This window comes from Thalassobacterium sedimentorum, assembly GCF_031127905.1.
Lineage (GTDB): Bacteria > Verrucomicrobiota > Verrucomicrobiia > Opitutales > Coraliomargaritaceae > Thalassobacterium > Thalassobacterium sedimentorum.
In genome coordinates, this window is the sequence record NZ_JARXIC010000008.1 from 108,640 (window position 1) to 133,372 (window position 24,733).

The following is a 24,733-nucleotide window of genomic DNA, read 5'->3' on the forward strand; positions in this document are numbered from 1 at the left end:
TTTCAAAGTAACAAACTATGACGAATCATTCTCCGCTAGCTTGGTGCGAGCAATTCACTGTAAAAAACGCAGAAAGTGCTAAACAAAAAACAAATTCAAGCTCCAAGCTTGAGCCTGCAAACTAGAAAAAGCTAATCCGCTAGATCTATTGTTAAGATGTAGCGGATCAACCTGAGCATCGCTATCGACGACGGCGTAAAGTCATGACTGTAGTTATACAAAGAGCCCCCATTAGCATTGCAGCAGAACTAGGCTCAGGAATTGAATGAACAGAAATACCACTCAGGTATACTCGGTCAAGACCACCCGACTCATTGAGGCCAAGCAGGTCAACAGATAGAGTCGCTGCATCAGCTGTAAACGTAAATGTTCTAGTGACTGCATTGCTAATATTTCCAACTTCCGTTCCGCCAGTATATGTCTGTTGAAACACTGAAGAGTCGGCGCCATCTCCCCCACTGAAATACATTTCACGCGTTTTCTCATCACCAGTATTTATTAAATGATAAGTTTGCACACGGTATTCTTGGCCAATACTTAGCCCGGAAAAATCCAATGTGATGCCACCTCCGCCAGATGACATATAGCCTGCATTGAGTATATCAAACACCTCGTCGGATGACGAGGTGTTGGTGTAAAACCCAACAGCTTGAGCAGTGATTTGTTCAGCACCTGAATTGGTGGCAGTCATCGTTACCGTCAAACCATTCTGAGTCAGCACTTGAGTATCCGTAGCCTTATTCAGGCCTCCAGAATTAAAATAAACACCGTTAATCGTCGAGGTAGTTGCACCACCATTGCCAATATTCATTCCGAAAATTTGAGTGCCACTATTTTGAAAAACAGACCCTGTATCATCAGATACAGATACGGGTATATCGTAGTTAATAGTCGCTGCCGTAGCTGCAGAGGCCAAAACAAGCGAGAGGGGCGCCGAAGCAAATAGGGATATATTTTTCATTATAGTAATTATGGGTTAATTGTAATGCTCATAAGAACATTCAGCAACAAAACAGTGATAATCATAGCACACAGAGGGCACAAGCACATCCAACGAATTTGCCGCAGCTGATACTATATTAACAAAACACATCAAATAGAGGCCTAAGATCTAGGAATCACATAAACTGAGATACCGTTAATATAAGAACGGTCAATACCAGCTCGTTTATCCTTAGGCAGCAAATCGACGGTCAAAGTCGAAGCATCTGCAGTAAAGGTAAACACTTGAGAGACTGCATTCGAGATATCCTCATACGAACGACCACCGGTATATGTTTGCTCGAAGGGAATCGATTGATTCACGTCCGCAACACTGTAGAGCATTTCACGTGAGCCTTGCCCACCGTTCCCTATGATATGGAAAGTTTGCACGCGATAGGTCTGGCCAATTTCCAAGCCTGAAAAATTCAATTGGATCGCTCCATCCCCCGCCCCCGATAGATAGCCGACATTCAATAGATCGAAAATATCACTTGGTGAAGAGGTGTTGGTATAAAGACCTGCCGACACACCGCCAGCTGCCTGAGTCTGATGAGAACCAGCCGTATCCACAGTCATTGTCACAGTAATTCCATTCTGGGCCAGAGTCTGAGTAAGCCCAGATCGGCCTCCATTAGCAAAATTCACCCCATTAATCGACACAGTGCCCGAAGCACCATTGCCCAGATTCATTCCGAAGACCTGCGTCCCACTATTCAAAAAGACCGAACCTGAGTCATTAGGCACAGAAATGGGATCATCATAAATTAATGTAGCCGAGGAAACTTTGCTTTCAGACATAGCCTCGTAATCAGGGACATCCGTACGGAATGGCATGAGAGGCAGATTTGTGGCATCATACACATTTACATCCGGATTACTGGCCCAAGCATACCGGACAGCCACTGGATTAGCGACATCCGGATGGCTCACGACAATCTCTTTGCCTGCAATTTGCGCCTGCCCCCATAGCCACTCGCCCCCTTCGCCTCGAATGGAAAAACAGCGTGGAGGCTGGCCATCATCTGTATGCAAAGCACTAGAAACATTATCAAATGCGAGTCGGATCGCACTGCCTTCCACAGAATAACTCGCGTAACGGGGACTTAAACCAGATGTATCCAACTGATGATAAACCTGCCCTAATGCTGCCATGGCTAAACGTGCCCCGACAGTCTGCTTATCACCAAAATGAATATTATCAGCCTCCCCCACATCAATTGCGGGAACTGTATATGTATGACTCAAGCTTAAGGCACTTGATTGTGCTTCGCGAATATTTGCCCAACTCTCTTCTTCAACTGGCTCCGTTTGTGGCTGCTTAAAGTTAGCGAGTTCAACGTAGAGAAAAGGAAAGTCATGTCCCCACGCATCTCTCCAAGAACTGACTAACATGGGAAAGAGAATACGATAAAGATCAGGCCCACCCCAAGCCACCAGTCGATCATTGGATTCACCTTGATACCAGATGACTCCACGAATCGCATAAGGCAATAAGGGATGAATCATAGAATTATAGAGAAATGTCGGAGCCTTTTGGAACTTTGCGCCATAAATCCAATCCCCATGACGATCGCGTTTTCGTTCATCTTTCGGTGTATTTTGATATTGCTGAAACGCAGTTAATTCGGCCGCAGCCCGCGGACTTGCATTTGTGTTCATCGCGCTCCCAGGGATCCATGACTGCACGGGCGTGCCCCCCCAATTGCTACTAATCAGCCCGACGGGACGCTGTAGTTCTTGATGCAGATCGCGACCGAAGTAATACCCCACTCCTGAAAAATCACCCACCGTCTCAGGAGAACAAAGTACCCATTCGCCACGCAGGTTGCCCAATGGCACAGATGCCGACGATAACTCAACCATAAATAGCCGAAGTTCAGAATAGTTTGCATTGGCAATTTCTTCGGCACTATTATTAGCCTTAGCCACTGTCCAACGCATATTAGACTGGCCCGAGCAAAGCCACACCTCCCCCGTTAACACGTTGCGATAAGTGACCGTATCACTCTCACTACCACGCACCTCAACGGTGACGTTTAAACCAGCTGGTACAGCATCTAAAGTCAGCGCCCAATCACCATCCTGATCGGCGCTGGTTACAGCCTGAACCAGAACATTGCCGTCAGTACTTAAGATGTACACAGTTACTTGCTCTCGGGGCATCGCCGTCCCCCGAAAGGCAATACCTTGCTCCGACTGGAGCACCATATTGTCCCCATAAATACTAGGCAGCCAAATAGCAGCGCAGAGAACAGGCGCATTAGCGAATAGCAAAAGAATACAAGTGGACAGAGATAAGAATTTCATAATGCTTGATATACAATAATAATTGATACGTAGAGACAATCGCCTTCCGCAGTAGTGCCGTCATCTTCAAAGTAAAAGCGGTAGCGACCAGGCTAAGCTTCGACTAATGATGAAGTAATTTCAGGACGCGGCTCTCCGGCCTCCACGATTCTCTCAACGAGACGCGCACGCAACTGAACCCGCACGGACTCATAATCGGGATCATCCACCAAATTGTTTAACTCATGAGGGTCTCGTTCTAAATCGAAAAGAAACTCATCCACATAAACGGGGCTCGAAACTTCATCCCAACCATCCTTGTCAGGTGCTTTGACTGAAAACTTCCACTGCTTATTACGGATACCACGCCCCAAAATTGACGGGCTAATTTGGTAAAAAACCTCGTCGCGCCAAGCATCCGCATTCACATCAACTGCTTCCTGCAAAGGGCGACCACGCATCGTATCAGGAATTTCAATACCAGCGGCACGCATCAGCGTTGGCGGCAAGTCAATCAAACTCGCCATATGCCCATTTTTGCCACCGCCTGTAAACCCCGGGCCATCGATCACCAAAGGCACTCGAATCGACGCGTCATGACAACTGTCCTTCGCCCCCGTATTATGCTTGCCGAAATGGCAACCATGATCGCTGGTAAAGGCCAATACTGTATTATCAGCAACACCCATCTCAGACAGTTTACTGCGAATACGGACCAGATTCTGATCCAAGCTATGGCAACAAGCCAAATAGTGTGAATATTCATCCCGCCAATTCGGAATGAGCCAAGCTGGCTGGCCTTGATAATCTTTCAAATCACCTGGGATTTCGGCGCCCTCAAACTGCTCCGCCATGCCATAGGGCGAATCGTGAGCTTTACGATTATTCTGCCAGTGCGGTTCAATAAAAGACAAAAATAAGAAGAAAGGCTTTTCTTCCGTGCGGGAATCCAAATATTCCAAGGCCCAGTCGGTCATAGCATCGACGCGAAAACGCCCCTCGGGAAACTCACGACGCTTCCCTTCTCCATCAAATAAATGCCCCCCATAGCCCTGAGTCGTCGACTCTAAGTGATTCGAAGCCAACCAATAGTCATAGCCTCCACGGCGATCTTCGGGGATCGGGTCCACAAAACACTCAAACGGCTCTTGTTGCCCTGGGCGCTTTTTTGGATCTGCATAGCGCAGATTCGTCGCGGCTAAGTGCCATTTGCCGATATAGCCCGTATCATAGCCAACTTCCGACATACGATGCGCGATCGTCTTTTCGTCAGTCGGCAAGGCAATATCCAGCATGAAAACCCCAGTTTCTGAAGCATAGCGTCCAGTTTGTAAACAAGAGCGAGCAGGTGTACATAATGGCTGGGGAGAAAATGCATGTGAAAAACACGTTCCATGTTGAGCCATGCGATCCAGTTCAGGCGTAACAGGCAACTGCTGGCCATAGCAGCCACAAGAGTCCCACCGCTGTTGATCCGTAAGAAAGACGATAATGTTGGGTTTCATAAATGTTGAGCTTATTTTACCACCAAGCAATCACGAGACCCACCTTTTCATTAACAATAGCTGATACTTATTTATCGTCCGCAATCAAATCATCAGAAATAAAAATTCCGCCAAGGAGCAGCTAGGCTCCTTGGCGGAAAATAAGTAAGAGCAGTCTTCTACAGAGAAAGCGCAATCAAACTTGAAAGTTGATACGTCATGTCGATAAAATCCGCAGTAAAAGCGGCTCGACTATGATCGACGACGGCGCAAAGCAACGATCAGTAATCCAATCGCACCGAGGACAACACCAGCCTGTGCGGGCTCAGGAATGGTCGACAAACCGAACTTCACATTATCTGCGTTAAACTCCAGAACACGATTATTGAAAGCTGCCCCAGACCCATAGCGAAGGCCGTAACCAAAGGTAATTTCACTGCCTGTCTCACTGAAATCCAAGCTCCCCGAAGAACCGATAAAAGCCGTAAAATTATCCGCATCCAAAACTGCATAAGAAACGGAAGTGACTCCTGAATTTGCGACAACAGCTACACCTTCAGGAGGTGTTACAGTTAACCAGAAAGTCTCTCCTCCCTGCTCCAAAAACACACGAAGAGCCGTGCCATAATTTGCCGTAAAATCCCCACTAAAGCTAAACGAAGTCAATTCCCCACTCACCGATGGATCATATGTATAGCTATCATTGAAAACAGAGGTCGCAAACCATTTATTATTAGTGCTACTAAAATCAACCTGGGCACTTAACTGCAATGCAGTTCCCATATCTGGATCTGTTACATCCGACACAACAACCGTATCGACAATGACATTACCTGAATTTGCACTGGCGCCAAGAGTCCAGTTCGTTGTGCTCATAGCAGCATCAGGCCCGAAGGTCACGTTAGCTGCAGCATTGATGGTGACAAAGGAAGTAGAAACTACGAGACTAGTTAGGAGGTAATAGGATATTCTCATGTACTTAGTATACATCGATTCCACTAAAGCACCAATATAAAGTTAACAGACACTAACACTGAATTAACCTAGCCCCTCATATTATCAACGATTCCCAGCAACTCAAACCTAATACAATCTGGACACAACACACCGCTTGGTAAAAATACAAGCATGAACCAATCAGTGAGCATCCACAAGGCTACAAGACAACTCTTATCAAGCAGGAGAATTTTGTTTGAAATAAGAAGCAAAAAAAACATACGACAGTCTCTGCTAAATCATTTAAGGCCCCTGATTCTACTCCTCTCAACTGGAAGCCTGACGATCGCTCAAACCAATGCAGAAAAACACCGTCCTGCCTACGAACAGGCAATCAATAGCCATTGGCAGGTAAAGTTGACAAACTCCACTCACAAAGAATGGAATCAAAACTGGTTTATCGATGGGTATAAGGCAACCTTAAAGAATACCGAGAAAGGCTTCTACTATGCGTCAGGCTCGATCGCGGGCGACAATGCCTCCCACTCAGTGCTGTGGACACATGAAAACTTTGCAGGCGACCTTAAGATCGAGTTTGATTATACTCGGCTCGATACCATCTACCAATATGTGAATATTCTTTACCTCTATGCAACTGGCGCAGGGCCTGCCCCCTACGTAGAAGATATTGAAGCTTGGAGTGATCTTCGCCAAATCCCCTATATGAGCTCTTATTTCAACCACATGAATTTGCTCCACATCAGTTTTGCCGCGTTCGACAACTCAGTAGATACGGGCAAGGAGTCCGCTTACATACGAGCCAGACGCTATCCTAGTTCACTCTTTGGCGGTAGTTTTCATAAAATGGCTATACCACCAGATTACACTGCAGTCGGCCTATTTGAACCGGGGGTTCTGCACCATGTAACAGTGATTCGGAAAGAGAACGACTTATTCATGAATGTTCAAAGCCCCGAGGAGTCGCGCCTGTTCTACTGGGACCTCACAGATATGCCTGCCCTCAATCAAGGACGCATCGGCATTAGACACATGCACCAGCGAACCGCTTTATACCACAATTTAACAATCAGTGAAGCCGCTGAATCTGAAACGTCTCAATAATCAAGTCGAACTTTTGCTCATACCATAATTACTTGCTATTACAAAAATAAATACGCAACACTCACAGCAAAACACAATGACACTTCAATTACAACGCGTAAGCTTAAGGCCGAACCAATCTTTCTTTGTCGGTCGTTTTGCCAATCCCGACTTCAACTTCCCCTATGTGTTTCATCCAGAAATTGAAATACTATATATAGAAAACGGATTCTGCAATGCAATGGTAGGCAACACATCCTATAGAATGAACACAGGCGACATTCAAATTATTGGTCGAAATATCCCACACCTATTCCACAATGCACCCGAAGACAGCCAAGGGCCGACATGGGCAAAAAGCATCGTGCTCGTCTTTCGCCCACGCGAAACCATAGGAGAGCACTTACTCAGCACTCCTGAATTGAGCGACATACGCCGGATCATTGACCGTATTAATAATTCTGGTGTGCATGTCAAAGGTAAGACGCGTGAAGTGATTCGAGACCTCTTAATCCGCCAATGTAAGCTAGTGGGTATCGATAGTATGATCGGATTATTGAAAATCCTAAAGGCCCTATCACAGGCCCCCCAAGAGGACATGCCCGCCATTGATGGAGAGGAATCTAGCAGCTCGGCGATGCACGATCAAGATATTAGGCGCTTGAATCGAGTCTTTGAATATATTCAGCAAAATTTTAATGATACGATCAGTCTGAACGAAATTGCAGATATCGCCAAAATGGCTCCAGCCTCCTTTAGTCGTTTCTTTCGCAAAAAAACAAAAGGCACTTTTCAAAACTACCTAATCGAATACCGTATCAAAGAAGCGAGTATTAGCTTAATGCAAAGCGAAAAAAATGTGACAGAAATTTGTTATGAAACGGGCTTCAATAACCTATCCAACTTCAATCGACACTTTCGCAGACTAAAGGGAAAAAGTCCCACCGAATTTCGAGATCAATGGAGGCGTGAACACACCGTAAAATGAATCCTATAACAACAAAACCTAGCCAAACCTTCGCTCTGTTTAACCTTATAAATAGAAATTGAAACGATACAAGTTGCAGCGCCAGAAAGTAGTTAAGGCTTAAGCGTTGGATCATTGGTCTGCTTACGCCAGAGTTGAAGTTGACTGTTCAAATCAGCCACTCGATCTTTGAAATCACCTCGATACGCAAGATTTTCAAAACAGTTCGGATCCGTAGCAAGATTGTAGAGTTCATACCTAGGAGGCTGACGATAGGTCTGATACACAGTATCCGTATCCACGCCTTCAAGCGGATACCCTGAATCGCCTGGCCATAAGGGTGCTCCGTCCGTTTCAGGGCGCGGACGAACCGCATTTGAGCTTAAATTTTCAATAAAAACTAAATCTTCCAATCGCATGACACGCATAGGGAAAGTCGCGTCAGCTTGGTGTGCAGTATAACTTGAAAAGAGAGGCCTTTCTACATCTGCCACTGCTTCTCCCTCAAGAATGCCAAGTAAGGACTGACCGGGCAAATCATCGATCACCGGCGCACCAACATAATCCAATATCGTGGGTAAGATATCAACCGTTGAAACTGGTTGCTGACTCAGAGCCTCTGATTGGAGGTTAGGACCGCTCACAATAAACGGAATTCGAAGGCCTAAGTCATAGGATGACATTTTCGCCCGTGGAAAAGGTGGGCCATGATCCCCGATGAAGATGATCAGCGTATTATCCATGACTTCATTATCTTCAAGCATGTCCATAAAGAGACCAATGCCAGTATCCAAACGATTGATACAGTTGAGGTAACTTGCCGTGCGCTGTTTCAAGGCTGCACTCGAATAGCCAGAAAAAGGGAACACCTCCGTCTGCTCGGAACTGACAGGATCTTCAGGCAGCCCCAATCTTTGGTCGAATAAAGGGACGTGCGGATCGATATAACTCATGACCAAAAAGAACGGTCCCGAATTGCCAGCCACGAAGCCTTCAGCAATTTCAGACATCGCAACGACATCACGATTATTAGCGACCAAGTCTCGATTAACTTCTTGCGTCAATTGATAATCCCACGGGCATAGATCATGCGGTGCGATATGGTATTTGCCAATCACCCCAGTACGATACCCGCGTGCTTTTAGTTCTGAAGCAATCGTCGGATAATGGTCGTCCATCGAAAAGCCATGATGAGCAAGCCCAACGAGCCCCGTTTGATGTGGATATCGGCCCGTATGAATACTCCCACGGGAAGGGCTACAACTGGCCGCAGTGACCCAAGCAGTTTCAAAGCGAGTCCCCGTGGATGCCAGCTGATCAATATTTGGCGTCAGGGCTTGTGGGTCACCATAACATCCCAACTGTATACCTAGATCATCGGCAATGATTAAGATCACATTCGGTTGAGACGAGAGAACGGGTTCTTCGCCGGCAAAACTGTACAGTGGGGAAATCCCCCCAAGGACGATGAAGCAACAGATTTGTAATGCTCGCTGTAATTTCATGGGTAAGGAAAAATCAGTCCTTGTCAGTACGGAATGGCATCAGTGGTAAGTCTGACTGATTATATACATTCACGTCCGGGTTACTCGCCCAAGCATGTCTAACAGCAACCGGTGCTGAAACAGCAGGATGCCAAGCGATAATCTGGCCACCGTCAATTTCGCACTCCGCCCAATACCAAGGGCCCGATTCACCTCGGATGGCAAAAGCATTCGGCGCTTTACCGTCAACCGTATGTAGACCACCTTCGGCATTCTCAAATTGAATAAAGACTTTTCCATCCTTAATCGAATATTCGCCTGTATATCGCGGACTCAAGTAAGGAGCCTCTTCGACGGCATACACTCCGCCCAGCACGGCTAGAGCTAAACGCGCACCGACCGCTTGCTTATTACCCGGGTGAATGGTTGTCGCATCCCCCACATCAATTGCTGTGGCGAAAAATGTATTGGGCAACTCTAAGACAGAGGCTTGAGCCTCCCGAATATAACTCCAATTTACAGCCGCCTCTTCATCAACTGGGTTTTGTTGTGGTGCCATAAAATTCGCTAATTCAACATAAATAAATGGAAAGTCGTTTTTCCAATCAGCTCTCCATGATTCAACCAACATAGGGAAAGTGGTTTTATACAAACTGGGTCCACCCCACTTACCTTCACGGTCATTGGCTTCGCCTTGATACCAGATCGCGCCTTTAAAGGTGTAAGGAATCAAAGGATGTATCATCGCATTATAGGAACGAGCTGGAGCTTTTTCATATTTGGCACCATAGATCCAATTGCCTCTGCCATCTTTCGCTCGCTGCTCGCGGGGAGTATCCGTGTAAGCTTTCAACTCATCTAAGAGCACTGCGGAATCGGAATTAGCCAACATGGATTCTTTGGGGATCCATGCTTGAACAGGAGTGCCCCCAGTAGCGCTGAGAATCAATCCTACAGGTTGCTGAAGCGACTGCTGCAATCCTCGACCGAAATAGTAACCACTCGCTGAAAAACCTGCGACCGTTTCAGGCGTACAAACCAACCACTCACCTGTCAGATCCTCCAAAGGCGCGGAAGCTGCGTCCCGCTTAACCGCAAATAGGCGAAGCTCTGGATAATTTGCAGCCTTGATCTCGTTTTCAGCATCATTGGCATTACGAACAGGCCAGCGCATGTTCGACTGCCCCGTGCATAACCAAACTTCACCTGAGAGCACATTCACAAATTCAACGCGCTCGCCTGAACCGTCATCCACTTCAACGCTTAAGCTCAATCCAGAATCAATCGCAGCCGTCTCAAGCTCCCATTTCCCATCATCCCCCACTTTTACCTTTCCCGAGGCGATCACCGCTTCTGCCGCATTTTTGATACTCACGACCACTTCGCTACCAGCATTCGCCTTACCCGCAAATGCCAAAGGTTTATTCGCCTGAAGCACCATATTATCGCCATAGATCGCGGGCAACCATGGCTTCGCATTCAGTAAACTACTGAATGATATGAATAAACTCAAACAGATCGCAAATACAATATAATAAGGGGTGGATAATCTATACATATCTAACAACTTACAATATCTGACGACAGAAGGCTTTGCACTATTTACCTAGAGTAGATACTATTATTGCATAATTTTCAGAACTCAAGCACACCTGCCATTATCCGCATTCGACATACACACGTGGAGATCGTAAAATTACACTAAGCTTACCTAGCGGGAACCGATCGTCTTTTAACACATTTACTCTACTGAAGATTCATCAGATTGCAAAGCAAGTTGACTAAAACAACGCTTATGCATTTTCAGACGCTTTTCGACGTCATACTGGCAAACGATCTAGAGCCTACAAACGAATGAACTTGAGCTCCGATGAACTTGCCCAAATTAACGCGCGAATTGAGATCAGTCTCAAGACAATTGATGCTAAAATAATATTAGTAGATGTCAACCAGCGCGTATGCGCGGAGCACTTAATCTGCTAAAATAAGAGACTATCATATACAGTATATGACCATTCAAATCCTATATCCCTAAATCACCTCACCTTACTCCTAAAAAAAGAATCACGATGAAAAAGACCCCAATCATTCTAGCAGCAGCGCTCGTATTTGCTGTGACCTCATACGGGCAAGCAACTGTCACTTTTGACGGACCTGTACGTATCTTCAACTCAGACCCCGCGACGACACTTGACACTGATGGCACACTACTTTTGGGCATGAATGTCGGTAGTGCTTCGGATGTAATAGTCGACACTAATAGGTCTGAGGGCTCATTGACTTTCACTGGTTCAGACATTAGTGGTGCAACCCAGACAGTCTCAGGGGGCGGCGTCTCTCTCACGGTGTCGCCAGATAATGCGTTCGCTTCGAGAGGTGAAGCAACTTATTCTAATAACCCAGATTTAGAAACGTTATTCAGCAGCTTTGCGATGTCGAATGCATCCAATGCTGCGTCATCTCGCATCACCTTGTCTTTAAGTGGACTCACTGACGGGCAAGAATATCGGTTACAATTGTTGCATTATGATCCAGGGGTTGAACCAAACTCTCGTGAAATGAATCTCTATAATGCAGACGATTTGCTCAACAATACTGGAGTTTTCACATATTATGACAGTTCAAGTAACATTGCTTTAAATGCAGTCGTCATCACGGCGACGTGGACTGCGGTCGGCACGACTCAAAGCTTTTTTCTAGATGGCGAAGGGGCATTTGATCGCTCCGTCCTGAATGCTGCCATCCTCCATTCAATCCCTGAGCCTGCTACTTATGCAGCCTTTGCTGGCCTGCTCGCCTTTTCGGCCATTATGTTCCGCCGCTGCCGTTAGTTTCAATCAACATACATATACGTAAATCGAACTAATCGATTGTATGCACCATAAATAGAGCTCCATTTAGCTCTGAAACTAAACTGCACTCAAAGCCTCAAACAAGCTTGTAGCGACATCCCATTAGCTCTCAGCCACCCCGAGCCTAAGCTAAACGTTATCCCACTCATATCAGGTAGACTTGCGCTGAGCATGGCACTACTACACTATCGATCAGTTAATTAGGATAGCGCACTAGATCTCTTTTAACTTCCGATGTAACGTTTCACCTGAGTCAGTATCAATAATCTCTCCTAGGCTTACAACTCTGGCCTGAGAACAATCCCGGCATTATCCATGTAGAAATCCAAATCAACTGTGCCGCCAGACGCGCTTTGACCACGTCGGCAAGTATATCCAAAGGTAATATTTCCTCCGTTACTGCTAAAATCAATCGAATTACCGCCCCCAATTTCACTAAAATCCTCAGTGACAAGATTTGAAAGGCTAACTGTAGTCCATCCACTATTGATTAGTGGAAAAGTCACCAAGAAACCACGTATTGACCATGGGATCTGGCCCCAAAGCGATAGTGCCAGCTGTAGAGTTATCCCAAACAATACAAATCAACCCGTGGCTTGGAACGATAAGACTAATTTGCTGCCCAATATGACTAGATGGGATCACTGACTTAGCTCGCTCATCAGTGATCATAACATCGTAAACCACGGAATTCGGAAGTGTATAAGAGAGTGTCTGACTGCTCGACTCAGTACTCTGCCATACATCGTAGGTCCTCCCATCAATTTCTACACGAAATCCAGCAAAGCCAGTCTGGTCGAGCTTATCATATAGAGACACCTCGCCACCACTCTGATCCCGAACATGAATTGCAGCTTCATAATCAAGATTACTCAGGATGGCTTCGCAATTAGCATCCTCTTGAAGAAAAATCTCATCCGCATCCGGGTCTCCACGATTATCGGTAATCTGGGCATTGCCATGACTGACGGAATCAAAAGTCGTATCGAGAATGCCAATTCGCAGACGCGATGCTACATTATGTCCGCGACATTTGTATTGCTTGCTATAAATGCTTCCCGAGTCTGTCGGAACCTCTTTCAAGCAATTTTTCTGTTCTGTTCGAATTCGAATACGCACATACTCATCTGTCCGAGTGGAATTGCTGGATTGCATCAGCACTCGACCAACCAAGTGGTCACCTAAGCCTAGCCATATCTGTTGCACATCCCAATCAGTTTCAGAGTTCTCGGGCAGGAATGTCGCTTGCTTTCGTGGACGATATATTGCACCCAAGACTGCAACAGGAGTATCTTCATCCGCCGAGACCATCGTACTCCCTATATAGTTTTGTCCTGTAACAAACGCCGCACGCCCCTGCAACGACTTGGAAACATCCAGAGGCAATAAGCCGACTTCCGGACTGACCATAGTCAGCCCTCTAGCAGCATAAGCATTGATATCCTGCGTCGAATTACTCGAATCTTTTTCTAAACTCAAAACCCCGACCAAGCTATCCTGAGCTGGCCCAAGAGAGCCAACCATCCCGATGTGCCAATTACCTACGTCATGGCCCGCTCGCGTTCGAAATCCTCCGATATCCGGATCCAGTTCCATCGCGTTTGTGGCCGGATCAGCCGCAACAACACTCGCATCCCAGAACTCCAAACCTAGAATGGCATCAGCCTTGTCAAGTTTACCCAATGCGAACTGATCTTGCGCAAACCTTCGAACAATACTATTTCCTGAAATAGACGCAACAATATCAAATTCACCGGCATATCCCACACGATTTCGACTCATAGTATGCTTCCATGCCGGACTTGTCGCATTCTCAGGAACTCCCTGCAACCATGCCTTTGCAAAATGATCACTCATAGCGTCCAGAATATCGCGAGCATCTAACGATTGCGTGTGAAGTATATATTGCGCAAGCATACGCACAATTAACCTAGAATAAGCCGCTTGAGCATTACTCGAGATAGACGCATTAGTCCAATTCGACGTATAAGGCACCGATCCACCTGGCAACATCACTTCTTCAAGAATATAACCGACAATCTCTTCGGCACTCTCTAAGTAATCATCCTCAGCATAGAGTTTACCCGCGGCTCCCATGCCTGTCGCATACGTTGCATCAATATTTGGATATGCTCCCGAGAGCTTCGTCCCCCAGTCTAATTGAGTCCTCTGCCCATATTCATCGTACTGGAAATCTACTGCAGGCTGAAGTGCAGACATCCACTCGGCCATTATCGTCTCATCAAAAACGTTCGCCTTCTGTAACTCCCAAAGACTTGGCATCAAGGCCGCAAGCACAAAACGGTCGCTATTCGAATCACCTGAACGCCCACTATTGGGCCACCACCAACGATTCCCAGCACTAATCGTACCTCCGAGATGATCACAGAGATAGTCAATCTGCTCTCCAACCAAGCTGAGTATATCAGACTTCATTGCACTCTCAATTTCCGCCAAATCATGGCTGAGCGCCCAGACCCGGTAACGAAGATCCTCAGCTATTTTTCGAAAATCAGGATTAATAGTGAAACTTCCATCCAGATTGGGATCAGGCATATCTGGAATTGTGAAAGTTCCCTGTTCGAAACTATCATTCAACCAATCTGCATATTTATTTCCGCCGACTTCATGTAATGCTAAAGCATTAAGCAAAGCACGACCATTTACAGCAGAAGAAAGGCGAAAAGTTTGTGAAGTGCTGTTTGCAGTAAAGATCGTAGAAAGCCTAACAGCAGGTCCATCAGCGGAAACGTAAGAGAAAGCAGGTGACTGAACACCTGGACTATCATCCGTTGAAAAAATCATCGCACGCGTTTGAGGCGAAACTCCTTCTTGAAAATGAAATGTTTGCAGACGGTATTTCGCTTCCGGAACCAGACCTGAAAAAGTGATGTCGATATATGCAGTTTGCGGACCGGCAAAAGCCGTGCTCGCATGACCAGTGAGCAATCCGTTCCATTCTGAAGTAGAGTACATAGACGTCGCCCAATTACCGCGCACACTGCCACTTGAAGATGTGACGGTCACCGTAACCCCATTCTGCGTTGATACTGCGGTTGTTGTGTTAGTCCCTCCTGGAGCATGAAACTCAACCTCATTAACAATGACATTGGATGCTCCACTAGGCCCCAGATTCACAGCAGCAAGTAATTCTCCTTCATTTAGCACACATGGCTCGCCACTCTCGTCGAGAATACTACTAACTGCATTGATATAAACTAATTGATTAGTGCTCAATTCGAGCTCAATATTATCGATGTAAAAATCCAAATCTGCAGTATTCGTAGTGCTCGATTGTCCACGCCGAAAAGCATAACCAAAGCAAACCTCCCCTCCCGTCGAACTGAAGTCGAGCGTCCCAGAACCACCGTCCAATCGGACAAAGGAAGAAGCTAAGGCATTATCAATCGTATATTCCCACCAAGTGTCCCCATGATCGAGCAACACATTATACCCCGTTTCATTACTAATGTATTCCACTCCATCCTGTTCTGCCGCAATAAAGAGCTTTACAGTTTGTTCAGGTTTAAAATCACCAGCCAATTTGACAGATTCAATCTCTCCAGCGGTGGAAGGATCATAGCACCAATTACTATTAAACGCCGTCGTATAAATAGCTATATTTGCGTTACTATTACCAGTATAGCGCATATTTTGACACAACGACGGAGCAGAATTTCCTTCAACATTAGAAACCGATAGGGAATCCGTGTAACTAGCGACACCGTTATTAAATGAATACGAACCAAGCGACCATGTACTTGTAGTAGGATTCGCTTCTAATCCAAAAATAACGCCATTCGCATGAACTACATTCAGCTGTAATACCAGGACAGCAGTGACACTCAAAACACTCAGGGGAATAGGGAATCTCATAATATTAATATGGGGGTAGTCTCTTTCCTCTGAATCGAATGCTACGAAATAACAGAAGCACGAACAGAAAGTATAGAGTAGATTAACAGGTAGGGATCTTGAACTACTATTATACGAAAAAACAAACCACAAGATAGCGTTGAGTTTGCACATGCTGATACTATCTTATCACCTCGAATCGCAATGTAACCATTCGAAAATATTTAACCCAGATTAATAGGATGACAAGAGTGCCCTCACCCGATTACAGAATTTGGCTTAAACAGCTGTAGCACCTCATCATAAAGATCAGTAATTCTAAACGGGGTAAACTCATCTGCGAACAGTCCTGATGTAAACGTGAGCAAATGGTGCAAAGTCACTACCGGGTAATCCTGTTCAAATTCAGGCAACCTACGCATCACTGACACATCAATGTCTAGACGCTCCGAATCGGTCATCGATCAGGCATAAAATGAATCATCTAGGTTTGGACCATTCCAAGGCAACTTACAATTGCTTCAGAAAATAGTTGCATCAACTCATTGATCCAGGCTAATCGCAGCCCATTCCTCCGCAACAGGATAACATTTTTTTTTAATCTAACAACACACGCACCAACTGCCAATGTGAGCTCCCCTTAACCGGCTCCAAGAAGACCAGGCTAACACGCTCCGAAGGAAGGGCCAAGGAAGTCGTAAGCACTGGCTTCCAACTGTCCGCTACTTTAGTCGCAATTTTAATGACATGACGCCCTGCTTCCTTTGGAGCTTCTAAGCTCTGCATCCCCCCAGCCTGAATCATAGCTCGTCTATCATCATATTGAAAAGCCACATTCTGATCTGATAAATTGACGAAAACGGGTTCCCCAGGCTTAAAGTGTGTAGAGCCAATATTAATAACTTGAGCGCGCTGTAATTCCCCCCACTCTTCACTTGTCTCTGTTGCTCCGGGATAAAGGAAAGCCATAAGATTTGTTGCCCCCTGGGGTATTCTGACTACACAATAAGGCTCCATACGAGTCATCAGTTCCCCAGTTTCAGGATTTCGAACTTCTTCTTCCGTATACAGAATAAGTGGATCAGGTCCCGTATAACGCATTTTAGAGGTACGATAAGCAGCCCGTGTTTGGAAGCTCTTCCACTCTTGATTGACTCGATAATGAAGCTTAGGCGCAGGCGTTTGCGTTGAACCGTATTCAGCATAACGCTGATTCTGCCAATAGTAGACGGAAAACTGGATTGAAACGATTGCTTCATCTGATTCCTGCTTTACTTGAGCCCCAGAAGGCGCCAATCCAATGAAAAATGATAAAAAAAACACCAACAGCAGATGGCGATAAATAGCTGTAAATGCATTGTAGCAGACGAAACGATTCGAATTGTATGACATGGATAATATACTCGTTAAATTTCTTCCTCTGATAACCAGCGAAAACTGACAATTCGATATTGACGCCCGAAAATCGAACCAATCGCAGGCTCCAAGGGCTCTGAGACTGAAGCATTCACTGGTTCAACAACGCGCTGTACAACAGCTTCACAAACGGCAGTACTGGCGACCTCATTCAATGTCACAGTATCCCCGTAAGCTCGAATAATAAAACTGTCAGAACGTGGCCGTAAAACAATACCTAAACGAGAAATAAGATCCCCTTGGCTAAGAAAGCCAGGAATCCCTTGCAATAAAGGTCCTGCCAATGCTTCCATATTATAATCATCAAACCATGCGTAACTTTCTGGTGGGCTATCATAGTCAGCAACTGTTGTAACATAGTTACTATCCTCCAAATCATCATTCACGCCACTTGCATCAACTGCAGCTTGCAAAGCACCTTTTAAACGATGTTCCGAAATAGATGCATCCGGATCACGATTAACAAAGTCCGCAAGCGAATAAAAAGGCCCTCTGGCCTTAACTTCATCCACAATTGCCATGGCCAAAGCAGCCACTTGAACCTCCGTCAAACGACGGAAGCCTGCATAGGCTTCCAATGAATCAAAGGGGCCAGAATCATAGTCACCGAGTTTTGGATACTGAGAGCGTAGAAATGCACTACCTAAATCAGAAGAAGTAATCGTTCCGTCCTCGTCGGTTTCAATGTCCATCCCTGTAAATGATCGCAGTAGTGCAGTCCATGCCGCAACTGATGTTGAATTGATATTAAAAGCACCATCAATATAAAGATTCCTTGCAGCATCTATATCAGCCAAACGTTCTTTCCAATCGCTCGCATCCATGTTTCCGTCAGAGGCGTTTTGCATGACCTTAAGTCGTGAATTTGGTAATTCCGGAAAATCATCTCCAATCGCCCAGTCGTCCCATGAATCATCGAGCCAATCCTTAGTCACAGTAGATAGGTAATAACTATCATATAAGGCTTCGTTAATAAGGTAAGACCAATCATAATGAGTCGCCGCAGGCTCCATAGTGTCGCGAGACATAGGCCAGCTATTCCGAAAAGTCTGATTCGATAGCAGGCGAGGATCCGCGAGTGACTCGCCGATCACATACGCCGGACGAAAATTATCCAGAGCAATATTTTTATACGCATCTTTTTGCAGTATATCACCGATCCCCGGCATGGAAATATTGGCATGGCGCAAATCACCAATGCTCGTCACATCCTCCTTGGTGCGCGGCAAGGCATAAAGCACAGTGCGATCGGGTGATGTAACAGGCGAGAGCCCAACCTGCGGCACTCGAAAATCATTATAGGCATTCGGATCATTCGAAAATGCACCTAAATAGCTAGGCATCGCATTAAAACCACCGTGCCCTCCAGTTTGTAATTCCTGCGGCGCACGTCCAAACGCACTCGCTCGTGGATTAAAATTAGCCAACCAACGAATCGGCTCCCAAGCCTTAGGCGAAGCTTTTGCCAAGTCAGGTTGCCGCAGACGAACCATAAAAATTCCGAGTGGTCCATTAGTGCTTCCACTAGGGTCCTGAAACAAATACGTAGCGTCTGGCAAAGTAGTTTCCGGGTAAGGGTCTGCGGGCGTAAAAGTCAGCGCACTGATACCCGAATCTTCCTCAATAAATTTATGCCCAAAAACAGGTATATCCTGCATAAAAAAGACAAAATCATCCAGCGTCCCAGTATTATAATTGAGATCTGCCGCATCCAGAGCTACCCCCATGCTGGAATAATTAGAATTATCTTCTCCAATTAGAGATATTTCCAACTCTGACCACCCTGGTAACATAGTGAAAGGACTGGTTAAATCCCAATGAATATATGTGTCACGATCTCCTGGAGTCAGAGAAATATTATCATCTTTAGAAGCATTCTGACTTGGCGTGAGAACCACGGTTTCCCCTGGAGCCAAATCTGGAATCTCAAGTTTGAGTGCGTAATTGGCCGAATTCAGCTTCAGAGGATTTGTCGGTGTTAAAGTTTGACTTCCGGTTGAATCGGTAAAGCTAACGACGATTTTTACTTGTGGGAAACTCTTCATCCATCCATAATAATAAGTGCCTCCTTTGAGCGTGACATCGTAAGGATTCCAAAAAGAAAACAGCGGAAATACATGTAGGCGTCGCCCGTATTGATCGCCTCCTCGCTCTAAAATACTAGCATGAATGGCATACTGCATATGCAAAAGAACCGGAGCAATAGCACCCTCATCGTCCGTCATTTTTCGCGCGCTAATACTCGCATTAAAATCGCTACCAGTGAGGTTGTCTGGCAAATTATAATAATTCTGCAACTGCGTCCACTTAGGCCCACCAAAATCATCGCCTCCACCCAACTGCGAGCCAAACACTTGGTCGTCACCATGATAATTAATTAACTCAGCCATCTGCCCCTCAAAAGCAGCATTGAGGTTCTTCAGCAAACCACCCTGCTTAGTATTGGTCAATAAGCCCATTGAAGTCGTAGTCAGATCGTAAAATAAGCTTTTACGCGAATCGGAGGGGGCAGCTAAACCACCTGCTTCGAGTGCAAGATCCATATCTCCCCAAGAAGCTGCCTTAGCAAAGACAGATGCGTCAGACACCCCAGAAAAAAGACTATATGCACCCGACGAACTCGGGTAAAATACGAATTCATTCGTTTTCGCCGGAACACGTGTGGGCACCTCTTCAAAATGAACTTGAGCACGCGTCCCCAAATCCCCGACCCACCAAGCGTAATTACCGACCGAATTATCTTCTAGGCCTGTGAGATTCTCTTTCGGGGCCGCAATATAACCAGCAGTAACATCTGCCGAGCCCCCCCCAACTAATTTTGCATTTGTGCCTGTTGTAAGATTTCCTTCAACATCAAAATCTGCAGAAAAATCTTTTAGCGTATTTTCATCTGTTGCATCCTCATACCCAGAAGTTAAATAACCGAGAAACACACCAGTATCGCTTTGCCAAGCCCCAGTCCAATGACGATTCCCCCCCTGCAATTGAGGAGAGGCCTCCGCAGCCTGAGCCACCGCAGGGACAATTTCTGCACTTGCGGTTATTCGCGTATCTGCCCCGGTCATACTTTGTAAGTTACCCAAAGCAATCTGCAGTCCCAAAAGCGCATTTTGCTGCGCTCGCATACGGCTCTCTTGATTCGCACTACTTTGTGACTCCACCTGAATAAAAGTGGTGATAGACAACAGTAACAAAAGAACAAATGCCATCAAGCCAAGAGCAATGATCAACGCAAAGCCTTGATTGTGGCTAAACTTTTTGTTAATGGGGATAGGAGTAAGCGAATGTAACACGCCCATATACTACAAGATATTAAACATTTTCACTTCAACTCGCATAGCCTGTATTGATACTTTCTTAACTTATAGATAACAAATCACATCTTATACTATAATACTACCTAATTGATTACGGCTCAGTATTTTTATCGGATGGCGCAAGCGACACCAAAAGGCGGCAACAAGGGCGTCTCAGTAAAAGAAGCTTCTTTAGCCAAGACGCCCTTACCACTTGCCGTGTAAATGCGAATTTCACGAGCTTTTTTGATCGAAACCGGCAATTTCACGGATTTATCCGATTGATTGAACCAAACCGCATATCTATGGCCATCAATCTCTATAGAAAACCCCATAAGCCCCCCCCCATCAAGTTCAGTAAAGGAACTTGCTACTGATGCATTCTGATAGCTCAAATCAATTAGTGCGCTGTGTGAGAATGGGCGCCCACCACTTTCCTCGAGAAAGACTTCGTCAGCATTGGGTTGATCTCTGCGGTGATCAGTAATTTCAGCAAGACCATGCCTAAGTTTCGGAAAGCTACTTTCCAAAACGCGGAGCCGCAGTGGACCAATGCGATAAGCCCCGTCTCCTATTGGCCGCAGTTTATTACGATGTTCTGTACGAATTCGCATGCGTGCGTAAGCCAAATCACGTTCCTCTCCCGTATAGCGCATGACGCAACGACCAATTAGATAATTATCTAAAAACAACCATACCTGATCAACCTCCCAATCTGAATCCGGATTCTCTGGCTGATAGATCCCTGGCTGTCGCAATGAATAAGTAGCTCCGAGAACAGCCATAGACGCGTCCTTTGCAACCATGGAGCTACCGGCATAATCCTCTCCGGTGGCAAATAGTGCATTCTGAAAAAGAGGCGACTTCGGCTGACTACGCCCATCCAGTCCAACTTCGGGCGTAACCAGTAACAAAGAATAAAAATCATAAGCAGGCGCTGAGCCTTCTTTAATTTTTCTTGCACCGTATTTCGGCACAACTGCCATTGCCCCCACAAGAGAATCCTGAATGGGCCCCAACGCTCCGACCCAACTAAAATGTCCAAAGCGTCCACGAAAGCCATTAATGTCAGGGTCGAGCGAAATGGTATTGTCTGCGGGTGCTTGAGGCACTAAAGATGCATCATAAAAATTCACCGCCGACAGTGCGTCACCTACTTGTAAACGACCATTTGAAACAAGCTCATCCGCATAATATTTATTTTCAGACGAATTCGCCACCGAGGCAATGATTTCAAATGTCCCTGGATAAGCCAGACGATTAGTATAATTTGTATGCTTCCACCAAGGAGCCGTCGTATTTTCAGGAATCCCCGGCATCTCCCAAGCACGTGGGAAGTGTGGTTCCATAGACATCAGCAATTCACGAGCAGCAGCAGATCCCGTTAGATCAAGATATTGGCCCACAAAACGAATCACCACTCCAGTATACACAGGGGCAGCATTTACATTTAGCCCCTCACCACGATTACTACCCGTATAGCGGATAGAACCACCTGGCAAAATATTCTCTTGGAGATAGCCGACAAAAGTTTCGGCGGATTCCGCAAAAACAGGCTCCTGATAAAGTCTGGCCGCAAGGCCCATGACAAAGACATAAGCCGCGTCCATATTGGGATACCCACCAGCCAAACGTGTATCCCAGTTTTCATCGGTGTTCCCACCATATTCAACATACTGAAAATCGATTGCAGGTCGAAGCGCGAGTAGCCAAGTATCTATCTGTAATGCAGGCGCTGCTTGAGCTTCTCGAATATCATAAATCGCCTTTAAAAGCGGCGCGAGCAGGAAACGCCCCATATTAGGGTCTCCCTCAGTACCGGGGATTTCCATTCGCGCAGTGATCGCATCGATCATTCCAAGCGACTCATGCAACAAACGCTCACGGACCGATGCATCTACAGTACTACGCGCATCCAATGCGGCCCAAACGCGGTGTTCCAGATCGCGCGCAGCAGCAACAACATCACTCTGCTTCCCTGTCTCAGGGATTTTAACAGGTGCCGGCAGGGCGGCAGCAGCATCACTCAAATACTTCACATAGGGATTTACTGCCTGCTCAGAGATTGTCGGACTTAAGTCGGAAAACTCTCCCACGGATTCTGGAATAACTGACGGCGGCAGGTAGCTGGTCGATTCAGCCTCGCTGAAAGCTGAAACGTCTTCAATGCCTGCACTCGCTTCGTCAGTAGAAGACGGCTGACATCCTGAAAAGATAATCGTAAAAAACGAAACCGCAATGAGAGCAAACGGCGTACGGGATGAGGACAAAATGATAAGAGGCTTGTGCATCAAACTAATATATTCAGGTTAATTAACATTGGATTCGAATTCTCCAAAGGGTCGTGGCAATTCGCGAATCACCTCAGCCATTTTGGATTTTAAATCTACCACAGTGGACTGCACTGCTGGCTCATGTATCAAGTTGTGCTGCTCAAAAGGATCTTCACTTAAGTCGTATAACTGATCGGGCTCAAAATAGGCTGGAAATGTATACGCAGAATAAAACCAAACACCCACATTTTCCCAAATACCATTGCCAATGACTCCATCCCAAGCAACTCGTCGCCGCAACAGATTGTCCCCATAATTGACACGCTCAAAAGCCATTGCAGACGCAATCGATTCTGGCTCGCGCTCCCAAACCTGAGGATTCACCACTTTTTGGTATTCAGGAACACGATTCAGCAACAACTTCCAACGCTCCGAGACTAGTGCACGCGAGTTGTTTAGCTCAAGAAACACATACGGATGCTGATCGCGACGCTCACCTCGAATCAAAGGCAACAAACTCATACCATCCAACATCGCCCCCATCTGCGAAGAACCTCCTGCAACCTCAACAAAAGTTGGCGCAAGGTCTGCATTCACACAAAGTGCATCAATTTGAGATCCTGGACGTGTAACGCCGGGCCAACGAATGATAAAAGGAACCCGAGCACCTTCATAGCAAGTATTTTTACCACGCGCTTGATGATCTGAAGTAAAAATGACAATCGTGTTCTCAGCCAAACCATAAGCATCCAAGCGCTCTAAAATGGCTCCTACAGAATCATCAATCCAAGTTCCCATACTGCTGCGTTCGTCGATACCGAGCGCTTGCAAACGCTCAAAAATCGAATCGCGGGAAAGCTGCGCATCTTCTTCCTGATCCCAAAATCCGCCAGGAGTGGCTCGAACATCTGACTGTTCCCAACCTTTGTAATAATGCCCGTGAGGCACTGGCATTGAAACATAAAGGAAAAATGGTTCACCATGAACAGCATCAATAAAGTCCAAAGCACCGCCTGTAATCCACTCTAAATTATGAACTTTTAAGGTCTCAGGAACTGGCCAAAACTCCTTATTTTTATTAGAAACCGTCCTCGCCCAATCAAAGCCAATATACTCCTCTAGGTAACGTGTCAGTAAGGTATTATTTGCGCGCACCCTTCGTTGCACTTCCGAGTCATGGATATTGGCACTTGCTTCAACATCGAAGGGATACTCTACATCCATCTCATTTGCAATAGCATGAGCCGCGGATTCACTAATACCGTTATGCCATTTTCCAGAAATCCCGGTGGTATATCCTAAGGCATCCAAACTTTTAATCAGCGTAGGCTCTTCAGGAGCAATGGATGTATTCCATCGAATATTTACCTGCTGATCCTGAGGTATCGTAGCTAACAAGCCTGGGCTACGACTTGCGAGACGTCCCGTTAAAGAGGTATAGCGGCTGGGAGTACAAGCTGCGGAAGTAACATAAAATCGAGTAAAAATCGTTCCTTGATCAGCGAGTTTTTCGACATTGGGCGTCAGCATTCGAGGATCCTCAAAACCGAGCGTTTCATCATCCATCAAAGAATGCAGGTTTTGGACGATTGGCAGTGGTACATCTGCCATAAAATATCCAGCCGCGCGCATGCCTGTGTAACTAGGAAATTCACGATAATCGTATACACTGATTTCATCGAAATCGAGGTCATCAACATTAATATAGATGATATTAGGCTTGGAAGCGATCAAGTAATTGCCGATTATAAGGACGCTGAGCAAAATGCATTGAACAGCAGTTTGAGACAGTTTCATAG

The 24,733-nt window shown here is 45.9% G+C and carries 14 protein-coding genes; 3 read left to right on the forward strand and 11 right to left on the reverse strand.

Annotated elements, in window-relative coordinates; translation table 11 throughout:
* Positions 1-181: 181 nt before the first annotated feature.
* From QEH59_RS06680 to QEH59_RS06695, 4 genes are all read right to left on the reverse strand, one after another.
* Complete coding sequence (locus QEH59_RS06680; protein ID WP_308984587.1) at positions 182-961, reverse strand: PEP-CTERM sorting domain-containing protein; 780 nt, start codon at positions 959-961, stop codon at positions 182-184.
* Positions 962-1,104: 143 nt separating this feature from the next.
* Complete coding sequence (locus QEH59_RS06685; RefSeq protein ID WP_308984588.1) at positions 1,105-3,291, reverse strand: sialate O-acetylesterase; 2,187 nt, start codon at positions 3,289-3,291, stop codon at positions 1,105-1,107.
* A 92-nt stretch (positions 3,292-3,383) separates the two neighbouring features.
* Complete coding sequence (locus QEH59_RS06690; protein WP_308984589.1) at positions 3,384-4,775, reverse strand: sulfatase-like hydrolase/transferase; 1,392 nt, start codon at positions 4,773-4,775, stop codon at positions 3,384-3,386.
* Positions 4,776-5,006: 231 nt separating this feature from the next.
* Positions 5,007-5,630, reverse strand: a complete 624-nt coding sequence (locus QEH59_RS06695) for a hypothetical protein (RefSeq protein WP_308984590.1) — start codon at positions 5,628-5,630, stop codon at positions 5,007-5,009.
* A gap of 312 nt (positions 5,631-5,942) precedes the next feature.
* Between QEH59_RS06695 and QEH59_RS06700 the strand changes: the two genes are divergently transcribed.
* Together QEH59_RS06700 and QEH59_RS06705 are read left to right on the forward strand one after the other, a co-directional pair.
* On the forward strand, positions 5,943-6,812 hold the full coding sequence (locus QEH59_RS06700; RefSeq protein WP_308984591.1) for a hypothetical protein: 870 nt from the start codon (positions 5,943-5,945) through the stop codon (positions 6,810-6,812).
* A 76-nt stretch (positions 6,813-6,888) separates the two neighbouring features.
* Positions 6,889-7,779: an AraC family transcriptional regulator gene (locus QEH59_RS06705; RefSeq protein WP_308984592.1), complete on the forward strand. Its 891-nt coding sequence runs from the start codon at positions 6,889-6,891 to the stop codon at positions 7,777-7,779.
* 92 nt (positions 7,780-7,871) lie between these two features.
* Here the strand turns inward: QEH59_RS06705 and QEH59_RS06710 are convergent, their stop codons facing one another.
* Positions 7,872-9,263, reverse strand: coding sequence for a sulfatase family protein (locus tag QEH59_RS06710; protein ID WP_308984593.1), 1,392 nt, complete (start codon positions 9,261-9,263; stop codon positions 7,872-7,874).
* Between the two features lie 13 nt (positions 9,264-9,276).
* Positions 9,277-10,800 carry a sialate O-acetylesterase gene (locus QEH59_RS06715; protein WP_308984594.1) on the reverse strand — a complete coding sequence of 508 codons (1,524 nt, stop codon included), beginning with the start codon at positions 10,798-10,800 and terminating at the stop codon, positions 9,277-9,279.
* A gap of 511 nt (positions 10,801-11,311) precedes the next feature.
* Here QEH59_RS06715 and QEH59_RS06720 point away from each other — a divergent pair.
* A complete protein-coding gene (locus QEH59_RS06720; RefSeq protein ID WP_308984595.1) occupies positions 11,312-12,073 on the forward strand; it encodes a PEP-CTERM sorting domain-containing protein in 762 nt (253 codons plus the stop codon).
* A gap of 504 nt (positions 12,074-12,577) precedes the next feature.
* On the opposite strand, the gene QEH59_RS06725 is transcribed toward QEH59_RS06720, so the two are convergent.
* The 5 genes from QEH59_RS06725 to QEH59_RS06745 form a co-directional block, all read right to left on the reverse strand.
* Positions 12,578-15,970 carry a hypothetical protein gene (locus QEH59_RS06725; RefSeq protein ID WP_308984596.1) on the reverse strand — a complete coding sequence of 1,131 codons (3,393 nt, stop codon included), beginning with the start codon at positions 15,968-15,970 and terminating at the stop codon, positions 12,578-12,580.
* A gap of 576 nt (positions 15,971-16,546) precedes the next feature.
* Positions 16,547-17,341: a hypothetical protein gene (locus QEH59_RS06730; RefSeq protein ID WP_308984597.1), complete on the reverse strand. Its 795-nt coding sequence runs from the start codon at positions 17,339-17,341 to the stop codon at positions 16,547-16,549.
* 14 nt (positions 17,342-17,355) lie between these two features.
* Positions 17,356-20,658: a hypothetical protein gene (locus QEH59_RS06735; protein ID WP_308984598.1), complete on the reverse strand. Its 3,303-nt coding sequence runs from the start codon at positions 20,656-20,658 to the stop codon at positions 17,356-17,358.
* Between the two features lie 131 nt (positions 20,659-20,789).
* Positions 20,790-22,931, reverse strand: a complete 2,142-nt coding sequence (locus tag QEH59_RS06740; protein WP_308984599.1) for a hypothetical protein — start codon at positions 22,929-22,931, stop codon at positions 20,790-20,792.
* Between the two features lie 39 nt (positions 22,932-22,970).
* Positions 22,971-24,731: a sulfatase family protein gene (locus tag QEH59_RS06745; RefSeq protein ID WP_308984600.1), complete on the reverse strand. Its 1,761-nt coding sequence runs from the start codon at positions 24,729-24,731 to the stop codon at positions 22,971-22,973.
* Positions 24,732-24,733 lie beyond the last annotated feature (2 nt).